The organism is Kocuria marina (genome assembly GCF_000786655.1).
GTDB lineage: Bacteria > Actinomycetota > Actinomycetes > Actinomycetales > Micrococcaceae > Kocuria > Kocuria marina_A.
Genome location: NZ_JROM01000016.1, coordinates 340,134 through 356,867 on the forward strand (window position 1 = coordinate 340,134; position 16,734 = coordinate 356,867).

The window sequence follows — 16,734 nt, forward strand, 5'->3', positions numbered from 1 at the left end:
CGTGCCGTGCGTGCGCCTGGACGGTGCGTGGGATCCGGGAGGGCCTGAGACGGGCCGACCCGGCGCGGCGGGCTCAGAGTACGGTCGGGGGTGCGTCAGAGCAGGCTGGACACCATGTTGGCCAGGGCCACGAGCCCCAGGACCACGATCACCGTGCGCAGCACCATCGGGGACAGCCGCTTACCGATCTTGGCGCCCAACCACGACCCCAGAGTGGAGCTCAGGGCGATGAACACCACGACCCACCAGTTGATCCGGTCAAAGGCGAGCAGCACGTAGGACACCGCCGCCACGATGTTCACCGCCGCGACCAGGGCGTTCTTGACCGCGTTCGCCGATTGCAGCGGGGCCAGCAGGAACACACCCAGGATGCCCACGAGCAACACGCCCTGCGCGGCCACGAAGTACCCACCGTAGATGCCCGCGAAGAACACGAGCACGTACAACATCAAGGGTTGCTTGGACCGGTCCACGGCCTCGGTGTCCGTGGCCGTCTTCCCCGCCCGCGGGGCATCCAGGCCGCCGGCCGCGGCGTCCCGCGCCTGACGTTCCTTGCGCTCGCGGACCCTGGCCTGGAGCTTGGGCTGGAACACCACGAACAGCAGCGCGACCACGATCAGCACGGGCGCGGCCACACCGAAGACTTCCTCGGGCAGGTGCAGCAGCAGGGAAGCGCCGATCACCCCGCCCAGGATCGAACACGGCAGCAGTTTCAACAGCGTGCGGGTCAGCCCACGCAGTTCACTGCGGTAGCTCCACGCGCCGGTGAGGTTACCGGCGATCAGCCCCATGGCGTTGGACATGGACGCCGTGACCGGGGGAACCCCCATGGTCACGAGCACCGGGAACGTCACGAGCGTGCCGGACCCCACGATGGTGTTGATCGTCCCGGCCCACAAGCCGGCCACGAGGATCAGCAGCACCTGCCACCACTCGAAGCCTACGGTCCCGCCGGAACCGAAGAACTCCGCGGGGACCATGGCGGAGGACAGTGTCAGCATGGAGGCGGATCAGCGGGCGAACGCCGCGTAACGATCGGCCACGCGCACCAGCTTGAGGGGCATGTCGAAGGTGTGGGAGAGGTTCTTCTGCGTCATCACCTGCGCCACGGGACCGGCCGCCACGATCGCACCCTCACGCAACAGCAGCGCGTGGGTGAACCCGTCCGGGACCTCCTCGAGGTGGTGGGTCACCATGACCATGGCCGGGGCGGCCTCGTCCCGGGCGAGTTCGTCGAGGCGCTGCACGAGCTTCTCGCGGCCTCCCACATCCAGGCCGGCGGCGGGTTCGTCCAGCAACAACAGTTCGGGGTCGGTCATCAGGGCACGGGCGATCAGGACACGCTTGCGCTCCCCCTCGGACAGGGTTCCGTATTTGCGCTCACGGAGGGCCCCCAGACCCCAGACCTCGAGCAGTTCCTCGCTGCGCTGGACGTCCGCGTCGTCGTACTCCTCGCGCCAGCGCCCCGTGACGCCGTACGCCGCGGTGAGCACCACGTTGGCCACGGTCTCCGCGTGCGGGATCTGACCGGCCAGGGGTGCGGAGCTCACGCCGATCCGCGGACGCAGCTCGAAGACGTCCACCGCGCCGAGGATCTCGTCGAGGATGTCCACCATGCCGCGCGTGGGGTGCAACCGGGCGGCGGCGATCGACAACAGCGTGGACTTACCCGCGCCGTTGGGGCCCAGGATGACCCACCGTTCCCCGTCCCGCACGGTCCAGTTCACGCCGTCCAACAGGGTCTTCTCGCCGCGGACCACCGTGACGTCCACCAGATCAAGCACTGAACTCATGACGGCAACTCTAGTGCCCCGCGCGCGCCGGTTCGCGGTCCGGCGCTCCGTGGCAGCCCGGCTCGGTCACAGATCCAGGAAGAAGCGCAGGGCGTCCAGGTTGGGGATGCTCACCTGGGTGTCCGCGACCTCCCGCAGCGCGGGCTTGGCCCGGTACGCCACGGACAGCCCGGCCGCGTGGGCCATGTCGATGTCGTTGGCGCCGTCCCCCACGGCCATGACGTCCTCCGGTGCCACGCCCAATTCCTGGGCCCACTGACCCATAGCCTCCGCCTTCATGGCGCGGTCCACGATCCGCCCCGCCACGCGTCCCGTGAGCACGCCATCGTGGATCTCGAGCTCGTTCGCGGCCGCGCGCGTGAGCTCCAGGCGCGCCGCGAGCGGGTCCAGCACCTGGCTGAAGCCGCCCGAGACCGCGGCCACCGCGTGTCCCTCGCGCAACAGGGTCTGCACGAGCACCTTGGCTCCGGGCGAGAGCCGAACGGCGGCAGCGACGTCGTCGATCACCGAGGCGGGCAGTCCCTCCAGGACGGCCACGCGCTCGCGCAGGGACGCCGCGAAGTCGATCTCACCGCGCATCGCCCGTTCCGTGACCGCGGCGACCTCCGCCTCGCGGCCCACGTGGGCGGCGAGCAGTTCGATGACCTCCTGGCGGATGAGCGTGGAATCCACGTCCAGCACCACGAGCTTCTTGCGGGACTGGTCGAACCAGGTGTGCGGCACCACGTTGAGGTCGATCCCAGGCAGCAACTGCCGCTGCGGGTCCGGTTGCAGGGCGCGGCGCAACTGTTGCGGGTCCTCGGTCTGCACGCGCACGGTCAGGGCGTTGTAGCCCTCCACGTCCGCAGCCTGCCCGTCCGACGCGGTCCCCGTGACCCGCACCCAGTTGTGCGTCTCGACCACGGCACCGGCACGTTCCACGGCGTCGAGGACGGCTTCGGTGGCACCGTCCTCCGGGGACACGGCCAGGGCGACGACAGCACAGTTCAGGGACATGGTCGCAGTTTATCGGCCCCGCGGAAGCGCGCACAAAGAAGGCACCGGCACGACGCCCCTCGGCCCGTTCCCGGGCCTCGGGCACGTAAGCCGAGCGGCGTTAGGAAGACTCAGCGCGGCGTCGTCGGCAGGGCGCGGTGCTTCCCGGGGGTGCCCACGCGCGAGGGCCACCACGAGCGGGGGCCGATGTCCAGGGCCAGGGCGGGCACCAGCAGCGAGCGCACGATGATCGTGTCCATGAGCACGCCGATCGTGACGATGATGGCCAGCTGCACCAGGAACAGGATGGGCAGCACGGCCAGCGCGGCGAACGTCGCGGCCAGCACGATGCCCGCGGAGGTGATGACCCCGCCGGTGGTGATGAGTCCGGCCAGCACGCCCTTGCGGTGGCCCGCGGTGACGACTTCCTCGCGCACGCGGCTCATGAGGAAGATGTTGTAGTCGATCCCCAGCGCCACGAGGAACACGAAGCTGAACAGTGGCACGGTGGGGTCTGCCTGGTTGATGTCCATGAGGTGGAACACCAGGGTGGCCACGCCGAGCGCGGAGAAGAAGGACAGCACGGTGGTGGCGATCAAGAGCACGGGCATCAGGATGCTGCGCAGCAACACCATGAGGATGAGCAGGATCACCGCCAGGATGATGGGGATGATCAGCGCGCGGTCACGTTCGGACGCGGCGATCGTGTCCACCTGCACGGCGGTGGTCCCGCCGATCTTCGCGTCGGGGGTGATCCCGGCGAGATCGTCGCGTAAGCGGGTGACCGTGGCCTGGGCCTCCTCGGAGTCGGACGCGTAGGTGAGGGTCGCCTGGATCAGTACGTCCCCGTTGCTCACGGTGGGTTCCGCGTTCGCCAGGGGTCCGCCCTGCGGCGTGGGATACGGCAGGGTCCCGCTCGGGGAGTCCTGGGCGGTGAACGCGACGGACGCGACGTCGTCGTCCTGGGACAACCGCTCGGCAACCGCCTGGGCGTCCTCCTGCGGGGCCAGGACGTACACGGGATCCCCCGCGCCGCCCGGGAAGTGACGCTCGATGACCGCCAGACCGTCGCGGGCCTCGGACTCCCCCAGCACGAATTCGGACTGCGGGACGCCGTCCGCGTCGAGCTGGCTCGCGCCCACGGCGGCGGCGCCCAGCACGACGGCGCACGCGAGCCATACCGCGCGCGACCTCCGGTCCACGAGGCGCGCCACGGAGGGCCACAGCCCCTTGTGGTCGTAGGGGTTCATGGCCTGCTCGTGGGTCTCGGGGTTCTCGTCCACGCGCGGCATCTTGGGCCACAGGGCCACCCGACCGAACAGGGCGAGCAGCGCCGGCAGCAGCGTGAGACCGGCGAGGATCGCGAAGACCACGCCCATGGCGGTGGCCGGACCCACGCCGCGGTTGGAGGTCAGGGCGGAGAACAGCAGGCACAACAGACCCGCGATGACCGTGGTCCCGGACGCCAGCACGGCGGGCACGGTGCCCTTCCAGGCCATACGGGTCGCGGTCCAGCGCGACGGCGTGTGGTGCAGGGCCTCGCGGAACCGCGCGGTGTAGAGCAGCCCGTAGTCGGTGGCCGCACCGATCACCACGATCGACATGATCCCCTGCGTCTGCCCGCTGAGATCGATCCAGCCCTGCTGGGCCAGGAAGTAGACGGTGATGATCGCCCCGCACAGCGCGGCCACACTCGTGAGCAGCACCAGGAACGGCAGCAGCGGAGAGCGGTAGACGATCACCAGGATCACGAGCACCGCCACGAGGGCCACGATCAACAACAGCCCGTCGATCCCCGCGAACGCCGCCGAGAGGTCCGCCACGAGTCCCGCCGGACCCGTCACGGCCACCGTGAGCCCCTCGGGGGTGTCCTCGGCCAGTCGCTCGCGCAGGTGTTCGACCACGGTGCCGGTGTCCGCCTCCGAGCTGACCAGGGCGATGATCTCCACCGCCTTGCCGTCCTCGCTCGGAATGGGCGGGGAGACCTCCAGGACGTCCTGGATCTCACCCAGGGCCTGCGCCTTCGTCCCGATCGCGCGCAGTTGCCGCGGCGTGATCTCGTCCTCGGACTCCATGACCACGATGGCCGGCACCCCATCCGAGTCCTGGAACTCCCCGAGCCGGTCCTGGACCTGCGTGGCCTGCGAGTCCACGGGCAGGAAGTCCGCCTGCGAGTTGGAGACCACGTCCGAGAGCTTGCCGAACGTGGGCCCGCCCACACCCATGACGCCCAGCCACGCGAGCACGAGCACCACGGGGATGAGCCGGCGCACCCAGCTCGGCCGCTTTCCGCCCGCCTCCGGACCGGCGCTCTTGGCGTCTTCCGCGTGCTCGGGGACGGGGCGGGTGGGGCTACTGGGCATGTCTCACCTGTGGGGTCTCGGCGCGAGGGTGGTCACCGGTCGTGCCCCCGCGGGGCCGACTCCGACGACGCTGCGCTGCGGGCAGCTGCTCCCATCGTAGGGGGTACACCCGTCACCTTCGCGGTCATCGGGGGCCACAAACGCCCGCCCGTGGATGCTGGTCGTACAGTGGGTGCCCGTGGCCACCCGTTTCCAGCCCGAACCCTCCCGGGACGACTCCTCGACCGGGGAGGCCTCGAGCGCATCCTCCGGCCCGGACGACGGCGACTCGATGAGCAGCTGGGTCACGTGGGCCCGCAACGCCGCGCTGATCCTGGTGCTCGTCCTCATGGTGTGGCTCGCGTTCACCGTGGACCTGCCCAGCCAGGGCGAGCTCGAGGCCACGATCGACGGGTACGGCTGGGCCGGGTGGCTCGTATTCATCCTGATCTACGCGCTCGTGGCGATGACCCCGATCCCCGTGACGATCATGGCGGTCACGGCCGGCGTGCTCTTCGGTGCAACCCTGGGCAGCGTGTTCTCCGTCGTGGCCGCGCTGATCGGCGGCTGGGGTGGCTATTGGCTCGCGCGGGGACTCGGGAAGCAGACAACCCGCAAGATCATGGGCAAGCACGCGGACACCGTGGAGAACTACCTCACCGGGGCGGGCTTCGAGGCTGTGGCCACGCTTCGACTGGCCCCCGGGATCCCCTATTGGCCGGTCAATTACGGATGCGGCGCGTTGGGAATCTCCCAGAGCGTGTTCCTCTCCGCGAGTGCCCTGACCGTGATCCCCGGACAGGTGGCCCTCGTGGGGCTCGGGGCGCTGGCCACGGATCCCACGTGGGCACACCTGATCGTGTTCGGTGTGGCGTGCCTGGTGAGTGTCGTGGCAACGATCATCGCGTTTCGCCGCTGGCGCTCGGTGGCCGCGCAGAACCGCAGAGGGCACTAGCCGGCGGAGGGCACCGCCGACGCCTGACCGGGTCCGCCCCGGCCCACATACATCTGTGCCCCGATACGGCAGGCTCCACGGCTGATGTGGTGCGGTTTCGGGCCTCAGATGTACTTAGCGCACCCCGCCCCCGAGACGCATCCCGCCCCGGGCGTTCGGGCGGGCATGCGAAAAGCCCCCGACCCGGAACTCATGTCTCCGGATTGGGGGCTTCCCGAATCGTGTGCGCGAGGGGGGACTTGAACCCCCACCCTCTAATACGAGGACTAGCACCTCAAGCTAGCGCGTCTGCCTATTCCGCCACCCGCGCAGGTGTCCGAACCGCGGCGTTTCCGATCTCCCGGAAACCTTCTCGGCCCGTGGCAACGACAAGAAACCTACCACAGTTGCGCGGTCCGTTCGAACTCGACCGGGGCCGAACCGTGCACTCCTCGGGAGCACGGCCCGGTGCGGGTGCTACCGACCTGCCTGCGCCAGGAAGTCCTCCGCGCCACCCACGAGTTCCACGTGACCGGTGGGGACGTCCGCAGTGACCATCGCGGCGATCTCCTGGGCGAACTCATTGACGGTGTAGAGCTTCCCGGCGGCCTCGCGGCGCTCGTCGAGTGCTCCCGGGCGGGCCCGGTTGAGCAGCGTGGCCGTGACGGTGCCCTCGATCATGTCCGCTGAGACCACCACGAAGCCGATGCCCTTGTCCTGCAGCTCGGGCACACGCGCGGTGAGAGTGTCCTCGCCGGCGCGCTTGGACTTGGCCACGGCCTCGTACTCGGGCATGGTCTCCACGTCGTTGATGAAGTGCGCCTGGTGGCTCGTGACGAACACCACGCGGCCACCCTCGGGAAGCACCCGCAGGGCCTCGGTGAGGGTGTCGTTCTGGGCGTCACGGTTCAGCCGCAGGGCGTAGTCCTCGCCCATCTCGGTCTCCATGCCCCCGGAGGCGTTGAGGATCAGCACGTCCACGCCACCGAACTCGTCCACGGCGGCACGGAACAGACCCGCGCGAGACTCGGCGTCCGTGATGTCCGCCTGCACGGCGATCGCGTGGCCGCCGGCCTCCGTGATCTCCTTGACAACCTTGTTGGCCCGGGGGGCCTTCTGACGGTAGTTGACCACCACGTTGGCGCCCTCACCGGCGAGGATCTTGGCGGTGTCCGCGCCCACGCCTCGCGAGGATCCGGTGATGACCACGGTCTTGCCTGCCACTGAACTCATGCGGTTTCTCCTTCGAGGGGTGCGGGTGCGGGAATCGGCGGTATCAGTGCCCCAGGCCCAACCCGCCGTCTACGGGGATGATAGCGCCGGAGACGTAGGCCGCGGCGTCGGAGGCAAGGTATTCCACCGCTCCGGCGACCTCTTCCACGTGCCCGAAACGCTGGGCCGGGATCATGGAGAGGTAGTTGTCCTTGACCTCGTCGGAGAGCTCATGGGTCATGGCGGTGTCGATGTAGCCGGGGGCCACCACGTTGGCGGTGATCCCGCGGGAACCGAGTTCGCGGGTGATGGCGCGGGCCATGCCGACCAGGCCGGCCTTGGAGGACGCGTAGTTCACCTGACCCGGCGCGCCCGTGTACCCCACCACGGACGAGATGAAGATGATCCGGCCGTGCTTCAGTCGCATGAACCCCTTGGTCGCGCGCTGCACCACCCGGAACGCGCCGGTGAGGTTGGTGTCGATCACGTCCTGGAAATCGGCGTCCTTCATGCGCACCAACAGGGTGTCCTTGGTGACCCCGGCGTTCGCCACGAGTACCTCCACGGGACCGAACTTCCCCTCGATCTCCCGGAAGGCCGCGTTCACGGAGGCGGTGTCGGTGACGTCCGCCTGCACGGTGTACGCGCCGTCGGGTCCGTCCCCACCGGAGCGCGAGGTGACCACCACGTTGTCCCCGGCGGCGATGAACCGTTCCGCGATCGCGCGGCCGATACCTCGATTGCCTCCGGTGACGAGCACGGTGCGAGCGGCGAAGGACTGGTCAGACATGGTGGACCTTCCGTGGAGGGGCGGGCGCGGCGGGGGAAGCGCACCCTCGTATCAAGACATCACAGCATCCTAACCGGCCTCTGACCGGCGGACATCCCCCGCTTGGGCGCCACACACAACGGTGAGACAATGGTCAGTACGCTCACAGTCAGCCGTGGCAGTGTCGCCCCGCGGGTACACCCCCAGATCGTTCGCCGAAGGACCGGTTCCCATCTCACGTTCCCAGCCGCAGTCGCATGGTTCCACCGAGGTTCATTCGATCACCTCGGCGGCGGATCCGCACACCACCGACATGGCGCACCGCATGAAGGTCTACTCCTTCCAGATGGCGCTACGCGTGGTGTGCATCATCGGAGTGGTGCTGATCGACAACTTGATCGCGCGGATCCTGCTCGTGCTGGGCGCCGCGATCCTGCCGTGGCTCGCGGTCATGATGGCCAACCGCGGCGCGGACCGCTCCGAACGTTCGGGTTCCGCGTACCGCCCGCCCACGCGCACCGAGCTGCCCACCACGGCGGAGACGCAGGAGCGGGCACCGGACCCGGAGACCGTGGTCGTGGACGGGGAGTACACCGTCCCGCCCCCGCAGCGCGAACTGCCCCCGCCCCGCGCGGCCACGCGCCGCAACTGAAGCGGGCCCGCCCCCGCGCCCACCGCACCGCACGATTTCCGGGAGGACTTCTTCACCGTGGGATTCGATCTGCTCGGCTCTCTGGACCCGCAACGCCCCGCGCCCGACGACGCCGCACCCCGCCCCCGCGCGGCGGCCCCCGAGGCCGTGTGCTCGCGCAGGGGCTGTTCGCGACCCGCGCAGTGGACCCTGCTGTGGAACAACCCCCGCGTGCACACCCCCGAGCGCCGCAAGGCGTGGCTCGCGTGCGACGAGCACCGGGAGCACCTGGCCGACTTCCTGGGCCAGCGCGGCTTCCTGAAGACGATCACCCCGTTCGGGGCCCCCGACGACGCGACGCCCGACGCCGCTGCGAGCCAGGACTCCCCGCCCCGGACCTCACCCGGGGATCCCACGGGCGAGGATTCACCGCACAAGGACTCTTCGCACGAGCCCGGCGCGGGTGACGGCCGCGCCGGGGCCGGGGACAGCGGCGTCGTCCGACCCGAGGGATCGGGGCGCACGCACTGATGCGCAAGTACAAGTTCCTGGGCACCCCCACGTGGCTCGGCTGGTTCGCGCTGTGCTGCGTGGCCGCGGTGCTGTGCCTCTACCTGGCCCACTGGCAGATGTCCCGCAACGACCACCTGGTCGCGGAGAACGCCAAGATCAGCAACAACTACGACGCCCCGGCGTACGACTCCGCCCGCGGCATCCCGCTGTTCCAGGACTACGACGACTCCCGGACGTGGCACCCCGTGCAGCTGCGGGGAACGTACCTGCCCGAGGAGACCGTGCTGATCCGCAACCGCCCGCATGACGGGCGCGTGGGCTACGACGTCCTGGTCCCGTTCCGCACCGTGGAGGGACCCGTGATCGCGATCGACCGCGGCTGGATCCCCACGGACGACTCCGCGAACGGGATGCCCTCCGCGGTGCCCCCTCCCCCGTCCGGGACCGTGACCGTGACCGCCCGGCTGCGCCCCACGGAGGGCACCGTGGACCGCGGTGCGCCCGAGGGGCAGGCAGCCTCGATCGACCTGCCGGCCTTCGCCGAGCAGTGGGGCGGCGCCCTGGCCACGGGCGGGTACGGCGAACTGATCGCCGAGGATCCCCCCGCGAGCGTGACACCGCAGGCCGGCGAGCGCCCGGCGATCGAGTACGGCCCGCATCTGTCGTACTCGCTGCAGTGGTACGCGTTCGCGGTATTGGTGTTCGTGGCGTACGGGTACTCGGCGCGCCAGCACGTGAAGAACCTGGAGTGGGATCGGGCGTACGCCGCGGAGGTGGAACGCCGGTTGGCGCAGTACTACGACGCCGACGGCAATTACATCGGGGAAATGGACGAGTCCCTGATCATCCGGCAGTTGCAGATGGCCGACGACATGCCGGCGCACCTGAAGTCGCTGTACCGGCCCAAGCGGCGTCGTGCCTCCACCGGCGTGAGCAACGAGGACGAGGAGGACGCCCTGCTGGACGCCCTCGAGGCCGACAGGCGACACTGAGACGCAGACCCGCGCCCGCTTACGGCACCCGAGGGAGCCGTCCAGGCGGGCGGTCCGCCCGAGCGGACGTTGCCTTGTCGGACGGGTCACCCGTGATGAAGGAGTCGCCGTGAAGATCACCGCCGCCGTGCTCGAGGAGATCGGGCTGCCGCGCCCGTACGCCGAGTCCCATCCGTTGCGCCTCCAGGAGGTGGAGCTCGCGGACCCCGGTCCGGGCGAGCTGCTGATCCAGGTCCGGGCGGCGGGACTGTGTCACTCGGACCTGTCCGTGGTGGACGGCAACCGGGTGCGTCCCACGCCCATGGTGCTGGGACACGAGGCCTCCGGGATCGTGGAGGCGGTGGGTGAGGGTGTCACGGACATCGCCGTGGGTGACCAGGTCACGACCGTGTTCCTGCCCCGCTGCGAGGAGTGCGACCAATGCGCCACGGACGGGAAGCTGCCGTGCGGTCCCGGTTCCCGCAGTAACGACGCCGGGCTGCTGCCCGGCGATGCCCGCCGATTGCACCGCGGTGAGGAGGAGCTGTTTCACCACCTGGGGGTTTCGGGTTTCGCGACCCACGCGGTGGTCAACCGCCAATCGGTGGTGCCCGTGGACAAGGACGTGCCCCCGGAGATCGCCGCCGTGGTGGGCTGCGCGGTGCTCACGGGCGGCGGCGCCGTGATCAATGCGGGCCGTCCAGACGACGGTGACACGGTGCTCATCGTGGGTCTGGGCGGCGTGGGCATGGCTGCGCTGCTGACCGCGGTCTCGCTCGAGAAGGGCCCGGTGATCGGGGTGGACGCGAACCCGGAGAAGCTCGCGCGCGCCGTCGAACTCGGAGCAAGCGCGGTGTACTCCCCCGAGGAGCTCGCCGAGCAGGGGGTGACGGCGGCCGTGGTGATCGAGGCCGCGGGCCACCCCCGCGCGTTCGAGACGGCGGTCGCGGCGACCTCGCCCGGGGGCATCACGGTGACGGTGGGGTTGCCCTCGCCGGACGCCCGGTCCACGATCTCCCCGCTGGGGCTCACCGCGCAGGCGCGCACGATCGTGGGTTCCTACCTGGGTTCGGCGGTCCCCTCGCGGGATATCCCCGTGTACCTGGGACTGTGGCGGGAGGGGAAGCTACCCATTGAGGAGCTGATCTCCCAGCGGATCGGTTTCGAGCAGATCAACGAGGGTCTCGACGCCCTCGCCGAGGGCCGAGCAGTGCGCCAGGTCGTACTGTTCGAGAACTGAGCCCCGCCGCGCCGGGTGCGGGAGCGGTGTACGTCCCCGCACCGTACGCGCCGCGGAAAGTCCCGCGGCGCGCCAGGCCCGTTGGTCCTCCGGCGGCCGCAGCTGGACGCCCGTGCTACGCGAGGGTGATGAGGTCCTGGTAGTCCTGGCTCCAGAGGTCCTCCACGCCGTCGGGGAGCATGACCACGCGCTCGGGTTCGAGCGCCTCCACGGCGCCCTCGTCGTGGGAGACCAGGACCACGGCGCCTTCGTAACTGTGCAGCGCGTTGAGGATCTCCCGCCGGGACGCGGGGTCCAGGTGGTTGGTGGGCTCGTCCAGCAGCAGCACGTTCGCCGACGACGCTACGAGCGTCGCGAGTGCGAGTCGCGTCTTCTCGCCGCCGGAGAGCACCCCGGCGGGCTTGTCCACGTCGTCGCCCTGGAACAGGAACGAGCCGAGGATCGTGCGCACCTGGGTGTCCTGCAGGTCCGGTGCGGCGCTCTTCATGTTCTCGAGGACGGTGCGCTCGGTGTCCAGGGTGTCGTGTTCCTGCGCGAAGTAGCCGAGTTTCAGGCCGTGACCCGCGACCACCTCGCCGGTGTCCGGGTCCGCCTGGCCCGCGAGCATGCGAAGCAGCGTGGTCTTGCCCGCGCCGTTGAGCCCGAGCACGACCACGCGGGAACCGCGGTCGATCGCGAGGTCCACATCGGTGAAAATCTCGAGTGAGCCGTAGGACTTGGACAGGCCCTTGGCCATGAGCGGGGTCTTGCCGCAATCGGCGGGCTTGGGGAAGCGGATGGCCGCGACCTTGTCCTGCACGCGTTCACCCTCGATCCCGGCCATGAGCCGTTCGGCTCGGCGGATCATCTGCTGGGCGGCCACGGCCTTGGTGGCCTTGGCGCGCATCTTGTTGGCCTGGTCCATGAGCACCCCGGCCTTCTTCTCCGCGTTGGCGCGTTCACGCTTGCGGCGGGCCTGGTCCTGGTCGCGCTGCTGGAGGTAGTTCTTCCACGTCATGTTGTACACATCCACCACGCAGCGGTTGGCGTCCAGGTACAGCACCTTGTTCACGACCATTTCCATGAGGTCCACGTCGTGGGAGATCATGAGGACCCCGCCCTGGTAGGAACGCAGGAACTCGCGCAGCCACACGATCGAGTCGTGGTCCAGGTGGTTGGTGGGCTCGTCCAGGAGCATGGTGTCCGCGTCCGAGAACAGGATCCGGGCGAGCTCCACACGGCGACGCTGCCCACCGGAGAGCGTGCGCAGGGGCTGGTCAAGCACGCGCTGGGGCAGGTTGAGGTTGCTCGTGATGGTCGCGGCCTCGGACTCCGCGGCGTAGCCGCCGCCGGCCAGGAACTCGGACTCGAGGCGGTCGTAGCGGCGCATGGCCTTGGCCCGCACGGCGTCGTCCTCGGAGGCCATCTCCTCCTCCGCGCGGCGCAGCTTGGTGATCACACCGGCGAGGTTACGCGCGGACAGGATGCGGTCCCGGGCCAGCTGGTCCATGTCATCGACCTTGGGGTCCTGCGGCAGGTACCCGATCGATCCCGACCGCGTGACCTCACCCGCGGCGGGCAGCGTGAGCCCCGCGAGCACCTTGGTCATGGTGGTCTTGCCAGCCCCGTTGCGCCCGACCAGGCCCACCTTGTCGCCCTTGTCCACCCGGAAGTTCACCTCGTCCATGAGCAATCGCGCGCCGGCGCGCAGTTCGAGGTTCGTGACGGTGATCAACGGTGCAGGGCCTTTCGTGGGGCGGTCGAGTGAGTGGTCCCGGGACGACGCCGCACACCGTGCTCGGCGTGCGGCGCTTCGTGGATCGCTCCGGATGAACGCACCCGGGACAGACAGAAATCCCGTCGCTGCGGGATCCCGCACCAGTCTACTCACGGTCGCAAATCCACTCGATGAGCGGGCGCTGCCGGCGCGCGGGGCACCCGCGACCCATGCAGCGTCGTCCCGTGAGGTGTCGGCGCGGTGCACGGGCCGTGTGACCCGCCGGATGAGCAGGAGCGGTCGGGCGAGCGAGGGTGGGCGGGCGCCGTCGGCCCATACCACCGGGCTCCACTAGACTGCGGACCATGACAGCACCCGCGCGCGACACCCGCACCGTGACCTCATTCGACCTGGCCAACATCGCCGTGTTCGCCGCGCTGACGTGCGTGCTCGCGCTCGCTCCCGCCATCCCCGTGGGTGCGCTCGGGGTGCCCATCACACTGCAGACCCTCGGGGTGTACCTGACCGGCATGATCCTCGGGAGCCGCCGCGGCTTCGCCGCCCTGGCGCTGTACGTGATCGTGGGTCTGCTCGGCGTCCCGGTGTTCGCCGGCTTCGTGGGCGGACCGGCCGTCCTGGGCGGGCCCAGCGTGGGCTATCTGCTCTCCTTCCCGTTCGCCGCCGCCCTCGTGGGTGCGCTCGCCCACCGCAGCGTGCGCGCCGAACGCGTACGACGCCGCGCCGGCTCCACCTCCGCCGCCCCCGAACGCCGTGGCGGGCTGGTGATCACGCTCTTCGGTGCGGCGCTCGCTGGTCTCGTGCTCTCCCACGTCATGGGCATCGTGGGCATGATGCTCACCGCGGGATTGTCCCTTCGGGCGGCGCTGCTCACCGATCTCGCGTTCGTCCCCGGTGACCTGGTTAAGGCACTCGTGGCGGCCCTGATCGCGGTGGCCGTGCACCGTGCCTTCCCCCGGATGGCCGGGGCGGTCCTCTGAGTGCAGCCCGCACGACGACCGGGCTCCTCCGAGCCCCTGTACTGCGCGGACGTCACCGTCACGGCGGAGGGACCCGCGGGTCCCGTGACCGTCCTGGACCGGGTCACGTGTGAGTTCACCGCGCCGCGCACCGCGGTGGTCGGGCTCAACGGCTCCGGCAAGTCCACGCTGCTGCGGCTGTTCAACGGGCTCGTGACCCCGACCTCGGGCGTGGTGCTCACGGGCAGCGTGGACCCCGTGGCCTTCCCCCGGGAGGCTCGCTCGCTCGTGGGGTTCGTGTTCACCGATCCGGCCTCCCAGATCCTGATGCCCACACCGCTCGAGGACATCGAACTGTCCCTGCGGCGTCGCGTCCCGGACCGGGTGCAACGCGCTGAGCAGGCCCTGTCTTGGCTGCGCCGCATGGGGCTTGAGCACCGCGCACACCACAGCGTGTTCGACCTCTCCGGCGGGGAACGCCAGCTCGTGGCGCTGGCCGCCGTGCTCGCCGTGGAACCCCGGGTGCTCATCCTGGACGAACCCACCACGTTGCTGGACCTGCGCAATCGCCTCAAGCTGCGAGAGCTGCTGGACGGATTACCCCAGCAGCAACTTGTGAGCACTCACGACCTCGACCTCGCCGAGAGCGCCGAGCACGTGGTCGTGGTCCACGAGGCGCGGATCCTCGATCAGGGTCCGCCCGAGCTCGTGCTCCCCCGGTACCGCGCGTGGTGCGCGCACGGTTTCCCCGGGGAGACTGCGTGAGGAGGTCGCGCGCCGACGACCTGCTGGGCACGTACGTCCCCGGGACCTCGATCCTGCATCGCAGTCCCCTGTGGCTCAAGACCGTGGTGCTGCTCGGCGCGTGCGTGGCGATCATGGCCGTGCGCGCGTGGCCGGTGTCCCTCGCGGCATTCGCGCTCAGCGCGGTGGTGTCCGCGGTCTGTGGTTTGGGGTTACGGCGGTGGGCCCGCTCCCTGCGCCCACTCCTGCTGCTCGTGGGCGTGCTGAGTCTCTACCACCTCGTGGCCAACGGTCCGGCCCGCGCGGCGGACGTCGTGCTCTCCCTGCTGGCCGTCGTGGGGATCACCCGGTTGCTCATCACCACCACACCGCTGCCCCGACTCATCGACGGCCTGGTCACCCTGTGCGCACCGCTGCGCCGGCTGGGTGTGGACCCCGAGCGGGTGGGGCTCGCGGTCTCACTCATGATCCGTTCGGTGCCCTGGTTGTTCGGCGTGCTCTCCGGGCTGCGCGACGCCGCCGCGGCACGCACCGTGCGCCCGTCCCCCGTGCAGCTCGTGACACCGGCCGTGATCGCGACCGTGGACTACGCGCACCGCACCGGGGAGGCGCTCGCCGCGCGCGGACTCGAGTGAGCCCCCGCGCACGCGACGCGGAGGCCGTCCGACGCGCCACGTCGCTGCGCCACGGCCCCGTACCGCACGGTTGCCCCGGTGGGGCCCTATGCTTCCCCCATGAGTTTCAATGACAACTCCCAGCTCAACGGCGGCCGCGTGGGTTCGGGCGGCGGTGGCCGCGGGATCGCCGTGGGAGGCGGGCTGGGCGGCGCCGTCCTGCTGCTGCTCGCGGGACAGTTCTTCGGCCAGGACGGCATCGATGCGCTCACTGGCGGCAATCAGGACGACACCCAGAGCACGCAACAGGTGGACTCCGGGCTCGCGGACCGCTGCCGAACGGGCGAGGACGCCAACCGGGACACCGAGTGCCGCATGGTGGCCACGGTCCAGTCCCTGGACCAGTTCTGGGGAGGGTACTTCCTCGAGGCCACGGGCAAGAAGTACTCGTTGCCGCAGGTGGAACTGTTCCGCGGGACCGATTCCACGTCCTGCGGCCAGGCGTCCTCCGCGACCGGCCCGTTCTACTGCCCGCCGGACTCCACGGTCTACCTGGACACCGGCTTCTTCGACCAGATGCGCAGCCAGTTCGGCGCCGACGCCGACGCCCTGGCCCAGGAGTACGTCATGGCGCACGAGGTGGGGCACCACGTGCAGAACCTGCAGGGCACCCTGGGCCGGGCGCAGCAGGACCCGCACGGCGCGACGTCGGCCGCCGTGCGCACCGAGCTGCAGGCCGACTGCTATGCGGGGATGTGGGCGCATCACGCGACCGAGCCCGGCGGGGCCGTCCAGTTGGAACCGATCACGCGCACGCAGCTCGCCGACGCGATCGAGGCGGCCGGGGCGATCGGTGACGACCGGATCCAGGAGACCACCCAGGGTCGCGCGAACCCGGAGTCCTTCACCCACGGCACCTCGGCGCAGCGCCAGGCGTGGTTCCTCACCGGCTACCAGACCGGGGACATCCGCGCGTGCAACACGTTCACCGCCTCGGACCTGAAACGTCCTGGGGCCCTGACGTAACCGTTCACACATCGTCATCCGGTGCGGCACGCCCCGGACGAGCCGCACCGGGGCAACACAGGTGACCGGCGCCCCGGTGTCGGGTCCGGGCGGCGCGTCCGGGCCCACTTCGTCGCGTACCTCGGCCAGCGCGGTCAGGGACACCGGGGCCCGGCCCTGTTGCCGGCCGCCGTGGTTCGAGACCACCAGCCCGTCGGCGCCCACGCTCAGGGCCCGGCGGGCGTCGTCGGCGGTGAGCACGCCCCCGGTCTCACCCCCCGCATGCATGAACCGCGTGAACCCCGTGGGTGCGATCCG

Annotated in this window: 16 protein-coding genes, 1 tRNA gene and 1 pseudogene; 9 read left to right on the forward strand and 9 right to left on the reverse strand. The window is 70.2% G+C overall.

Annotation, left to right across the window (positions count from 1 at the left end; genetic code table 11):
• Positions 1–95 precede the first annotated feature (95 nt).
• From AS25_RS04175 to AS25_RS04190, 4 genes are all read right to left on the reverse strand, one after another.
• Positions 96–1,001, reverse strand: a complete 906-nt coding sequence (locus AS25_RS04175) for a sulfite exporter TauE/SafE family protein (RefSeq protein WP_035962009.1) — start codon at positions 999–1,001, stop codon at positions 96–98.
• Between the two features lie 9 nt (positions 1,002–1,010).
• Positions 1,011–1,793: an ABC transporter ATP-binding protein gene (locus AS25_RS04180; RefSeq protein WP_035962011.1), complete on the reverse strand. Its 783-nt coding sequence runs from the start codon at positions 1,791–1,793 to the stop codon at positions 1,011–1,013.
• Between the two features lie 66 nt (positions 1,794–1,859).
• Positions 1,860–2,789 (reverse strand): phosphoserine phosphatase SerB, encoded by a 930-nt coding sequence (gene serB, locus AS25_RS04185; protein ID WP_035962013.1) that lies wholly within the window; start codon positions 2,787–2,789, stop codon positions 1,860–1,862.
• Positions 2,790–2,899: 110 nt separating this feature from the next.
• The gene (locus AS25_RS04190; protein ID WP_084117990.1) at positions 2,900–5,131 is read right to left on the reverse strand and encodes an MMPL family transporter; all 2,232 of its coding nucleotides are present in this window, start codon (positions 5,129–5,131) and stop codon (positions 2,900–2,902) included.
• A 178-nt stretch (positions 5,132–5,309) separates the two neighbouring features.
• Here AS25_RS04190 and AS25_RS04195 point away from each other — a divergent pair, with 178 nt between their 5' ends.
• Complete coding sequence (locus tag AS25_RS04195) at positions 5,310–6,065, forward strand: TVP38/TMEM64 family protein (RefSeq protein WP_253270467.1); 756 nt, start codon at positions 5,310–5,312, stop codon at positions 6,063–6,065.
• Between the two features lie 224 nt (positions 6,066–6,289).
• On the opposite strand, the gene AS25_RS04200 is transcribed toward AS25_RS04195, so the two are convergent.
• The 3 genes from AS25_RS04200 to fabG all read right to left on the reverse strand — a co-directional run bounded on the left by AS25_RS04200 (position 6,290) and on the right by fabG (position 8,046).
• A tRNA-Leu gene (locus AS25_RS04200) sits at positions 6,290–6,375 on the reverse strand.
• A gap of 146 nt (positions 6,376–6,521) precedes the next feature.
• Positions 6,522–7,277, reverse strand: a complete 756-nt coding sequence (locus tag AS25_RS04205) for an SDR family oxidoreductase (RefSeq protein ID WP_035962015.1) — start codon at positions 7,275–7,277, stop codon at positions 6,522–6,524.
• A 43-nt stretch (positions 7,278–7,320) separates the two neighbouring features.
• On the reverse strand, positions 7,321–8,046 hold the full coding sequence (fabG, locus tag AS25_RS04210; RefSeq protein WP_035962016.1) for a 3-oxoacyl-ACP reductase FabG: 726 nt from the start codon (positions 8,044–8,046) through the stop codon (positions 7,321–7,323).
• A 160-nt stretch (positions 8,047–8,206) separates the two neighbouring features.
• On the opposite strand from fabG, the gene AS25_RS04215 reads away from it, so the two are divergent.
• From AS25_RS04215 to AS25_RS04230, 4 genes are all read left to right on the forward strand, one after another.
• Positions 8,207–8,677, forward strand: a complete 471-nt coding sequence (locus AS25_RS04215; protein WP_259864961.1) for a DUF3099 domain-containing protein — start codon at positions 8,207–8,209, stop codon at positions 8,675–8,677.
• Positions 8,678–8,734: 57 nt separating this feature from the next.
• A complete protein-coding gene (locus AS25_RS15205; protein WP_172644400.1) occupies positions 8,735–9,187 on the forward strand; it encodes a hypothetical protein in 453 nt (150 codons plus the stop codon).
• The gene (locus AS25_RS04225) at positions 9,187–10,161 is read left to right on the forward strand and encodes an SURF1 family cytochrome oxidase biogenesis protein (protein WP_035962021.1); all 975 of its coding nucleotides are present in this window, start codon (positions 9,187–9,189) and stop codon (positions 10,159–10,161) included. Before AS25_RS15205 ends, AS25_RS04225 begins: the two co-directional genes overlap by 1 nt.
• 109 nt (positions 10,162–10,270) lie before the next feature.
• Positions 10,271–11,380, forward strand: coding sequence for an alcohol dehydrogenase catalytic domain-containing protein (locus tag AS25_RS04230; RefSeq protein WP_035962023.1), 1,110 nt, complete (start codon positions 10,271–10,273; stop codon positions 11,378–11,380).
• A gap of 115 nt (positions 11,381–11,495) precedes the next feature.
• Here the strand turns inward: AS25_RS04230 and AS25_RS04235 are convergent, their stop codons facing one another.
• A complete protein-coding gene (locus tag AS25_RS04235) occupies positions 11,496–13,094 on the reverse strand; it encodes an ABC-F family ATP-binding cassette domain-containing protein (RefSeq protein WP_035962025.1) in 1,599 nt (532 codons plus the stop codon).
• A 347-nt stretch (positions 13,095–13,441) separates the two neighbouring features.
• Between AS25_RS04235 and AS25_RS04240 the strand changes: the two genes are divergently transcribed.
• The 4 genes from AS25_RS04240 (at position 13,442) to ypfJ (ending at position 16,437) form a co-directional block, all read left to right on the forward strand.
• Positions 13,442–14,074, forward strand: coding sequence for a biotin transporter BioY (locus AS25_RS04240; RefSeq protein WP_035962026.1), 633 nt, complete (start codon positions 13,442–13,444; stop codon positions 14,072–14,074).
• Positions 14,075–14,818, forward strand: a complete 744-nt coding sequence (locus AS25_RS04245; protein WP_084117991.1) for an energy-coupling factor ABC transporter ATP-binding protein — start codon at positions 14,075–14,077, stop codon at positions 14,816–14,818.
• Positions 14,815–15,432, forward strand: coding sequence for an energy-coupling factor transporter transmembrane component T family protein (locus tag AS25_RS04250; RefSeq protein ID WP_035962028.1), 618 nt, complete (start codon positions 14,815–14,817; stop codon positions 15,430–15,432). The genes AS25_RS04245 and AS25_RS04250 overlap by 4 nt, the downstream gene beginning before the upstream one ends.
• A gap of 99 nt (positions 15,433–15,531) precedes the next feature.
• On the forward strand, positions 15,532–16,437 hold the full coding sequence (gene ypfJ, locus AS25_RS04255) for a KPN_02809 family neutral zinc metallopeptidase (RefSeq protein ID WP_035962030.1): 906 nt from the start codon (positions 15,532–15,534) through the stop codon (positions 16,435–16,437).
• A 72-nt stretch (positions 16,438–16,509) separates the two neighbouring features.
• Here the strand turns inward: ypfJ and AS25_RS14115 are convergent.
• Positions 16,510–16,680 (reverse strand): annotated as a pseudogene (locus AS25_RS14115) (alpha-hydroxy-acid oxidizing protein); the annotation flags it as partial.
• Positions 16,681–16,734 lie beyond the last annotated feature (54 nt).

Coding starts and splice junctions, on each gene's coding strand:
- ypfJ (WP_035962030.1), top strand. CDS start 15,532: ATGAGTTTCAATGACAACTCCCAGCTCAACGGCGGCCGCGTGGGTTCG.
- AS25_RS04180 (WP_035962011.1), bottom strand. CDS start 1,793: ATGAGTTCAGTGCTTGATCTGGTGGACGTCACGGTGGTCCGCGGCGAG.
- serB (WP_035962013.1), bottom strand. CDS start 2,789: ATGTCCCTGAACTGTGCTGTCGTCGCCCTGGCCGTGTCCCCGGAGGAC.
- AS25_RS04225 (WP_035962021.1), top strand. CDS start 9,187: ATGCGCAAGTACAAGTTCCTGGGCACCCCCACGTGGCTCGGCTGGTTC.
- fabG (WP_035962016.1), bottom strand. CDS start 8,046: ATGTCTGACCAGTCCTTCGCCGCTCGCACCGTGCTCGTCACCGGAGGC.
- AS25_RS04205 (WP_035962015.1), bottom strand. CDS start 7,277: ATGAGTTCAGTGGCAGGCAAGACCGTGGTCATCACCGGATCCTCGCGA.
- AS25_RS04175 (WP_035962009.1), bottom strand. CDS start 1,001: ATGCTGACACTGTCCTCCGCCATGGTCCCCGCGGAGTTCTTCGGTTCC.
- AS25_RS04190 (WP_084117990.1), bottom strand. CDS start 5,131: ATGCCCAGTAGCCCCACCCGCCCCGTCCCCGAGCACGCGGAAGACGCC.
- AS25_RS04240 (WP_035962026.1), top strand. CDS start 13,442: ATGACAGCACCCGCGCGCGACACCCGCACCGTGACCTCATTCGACCTG.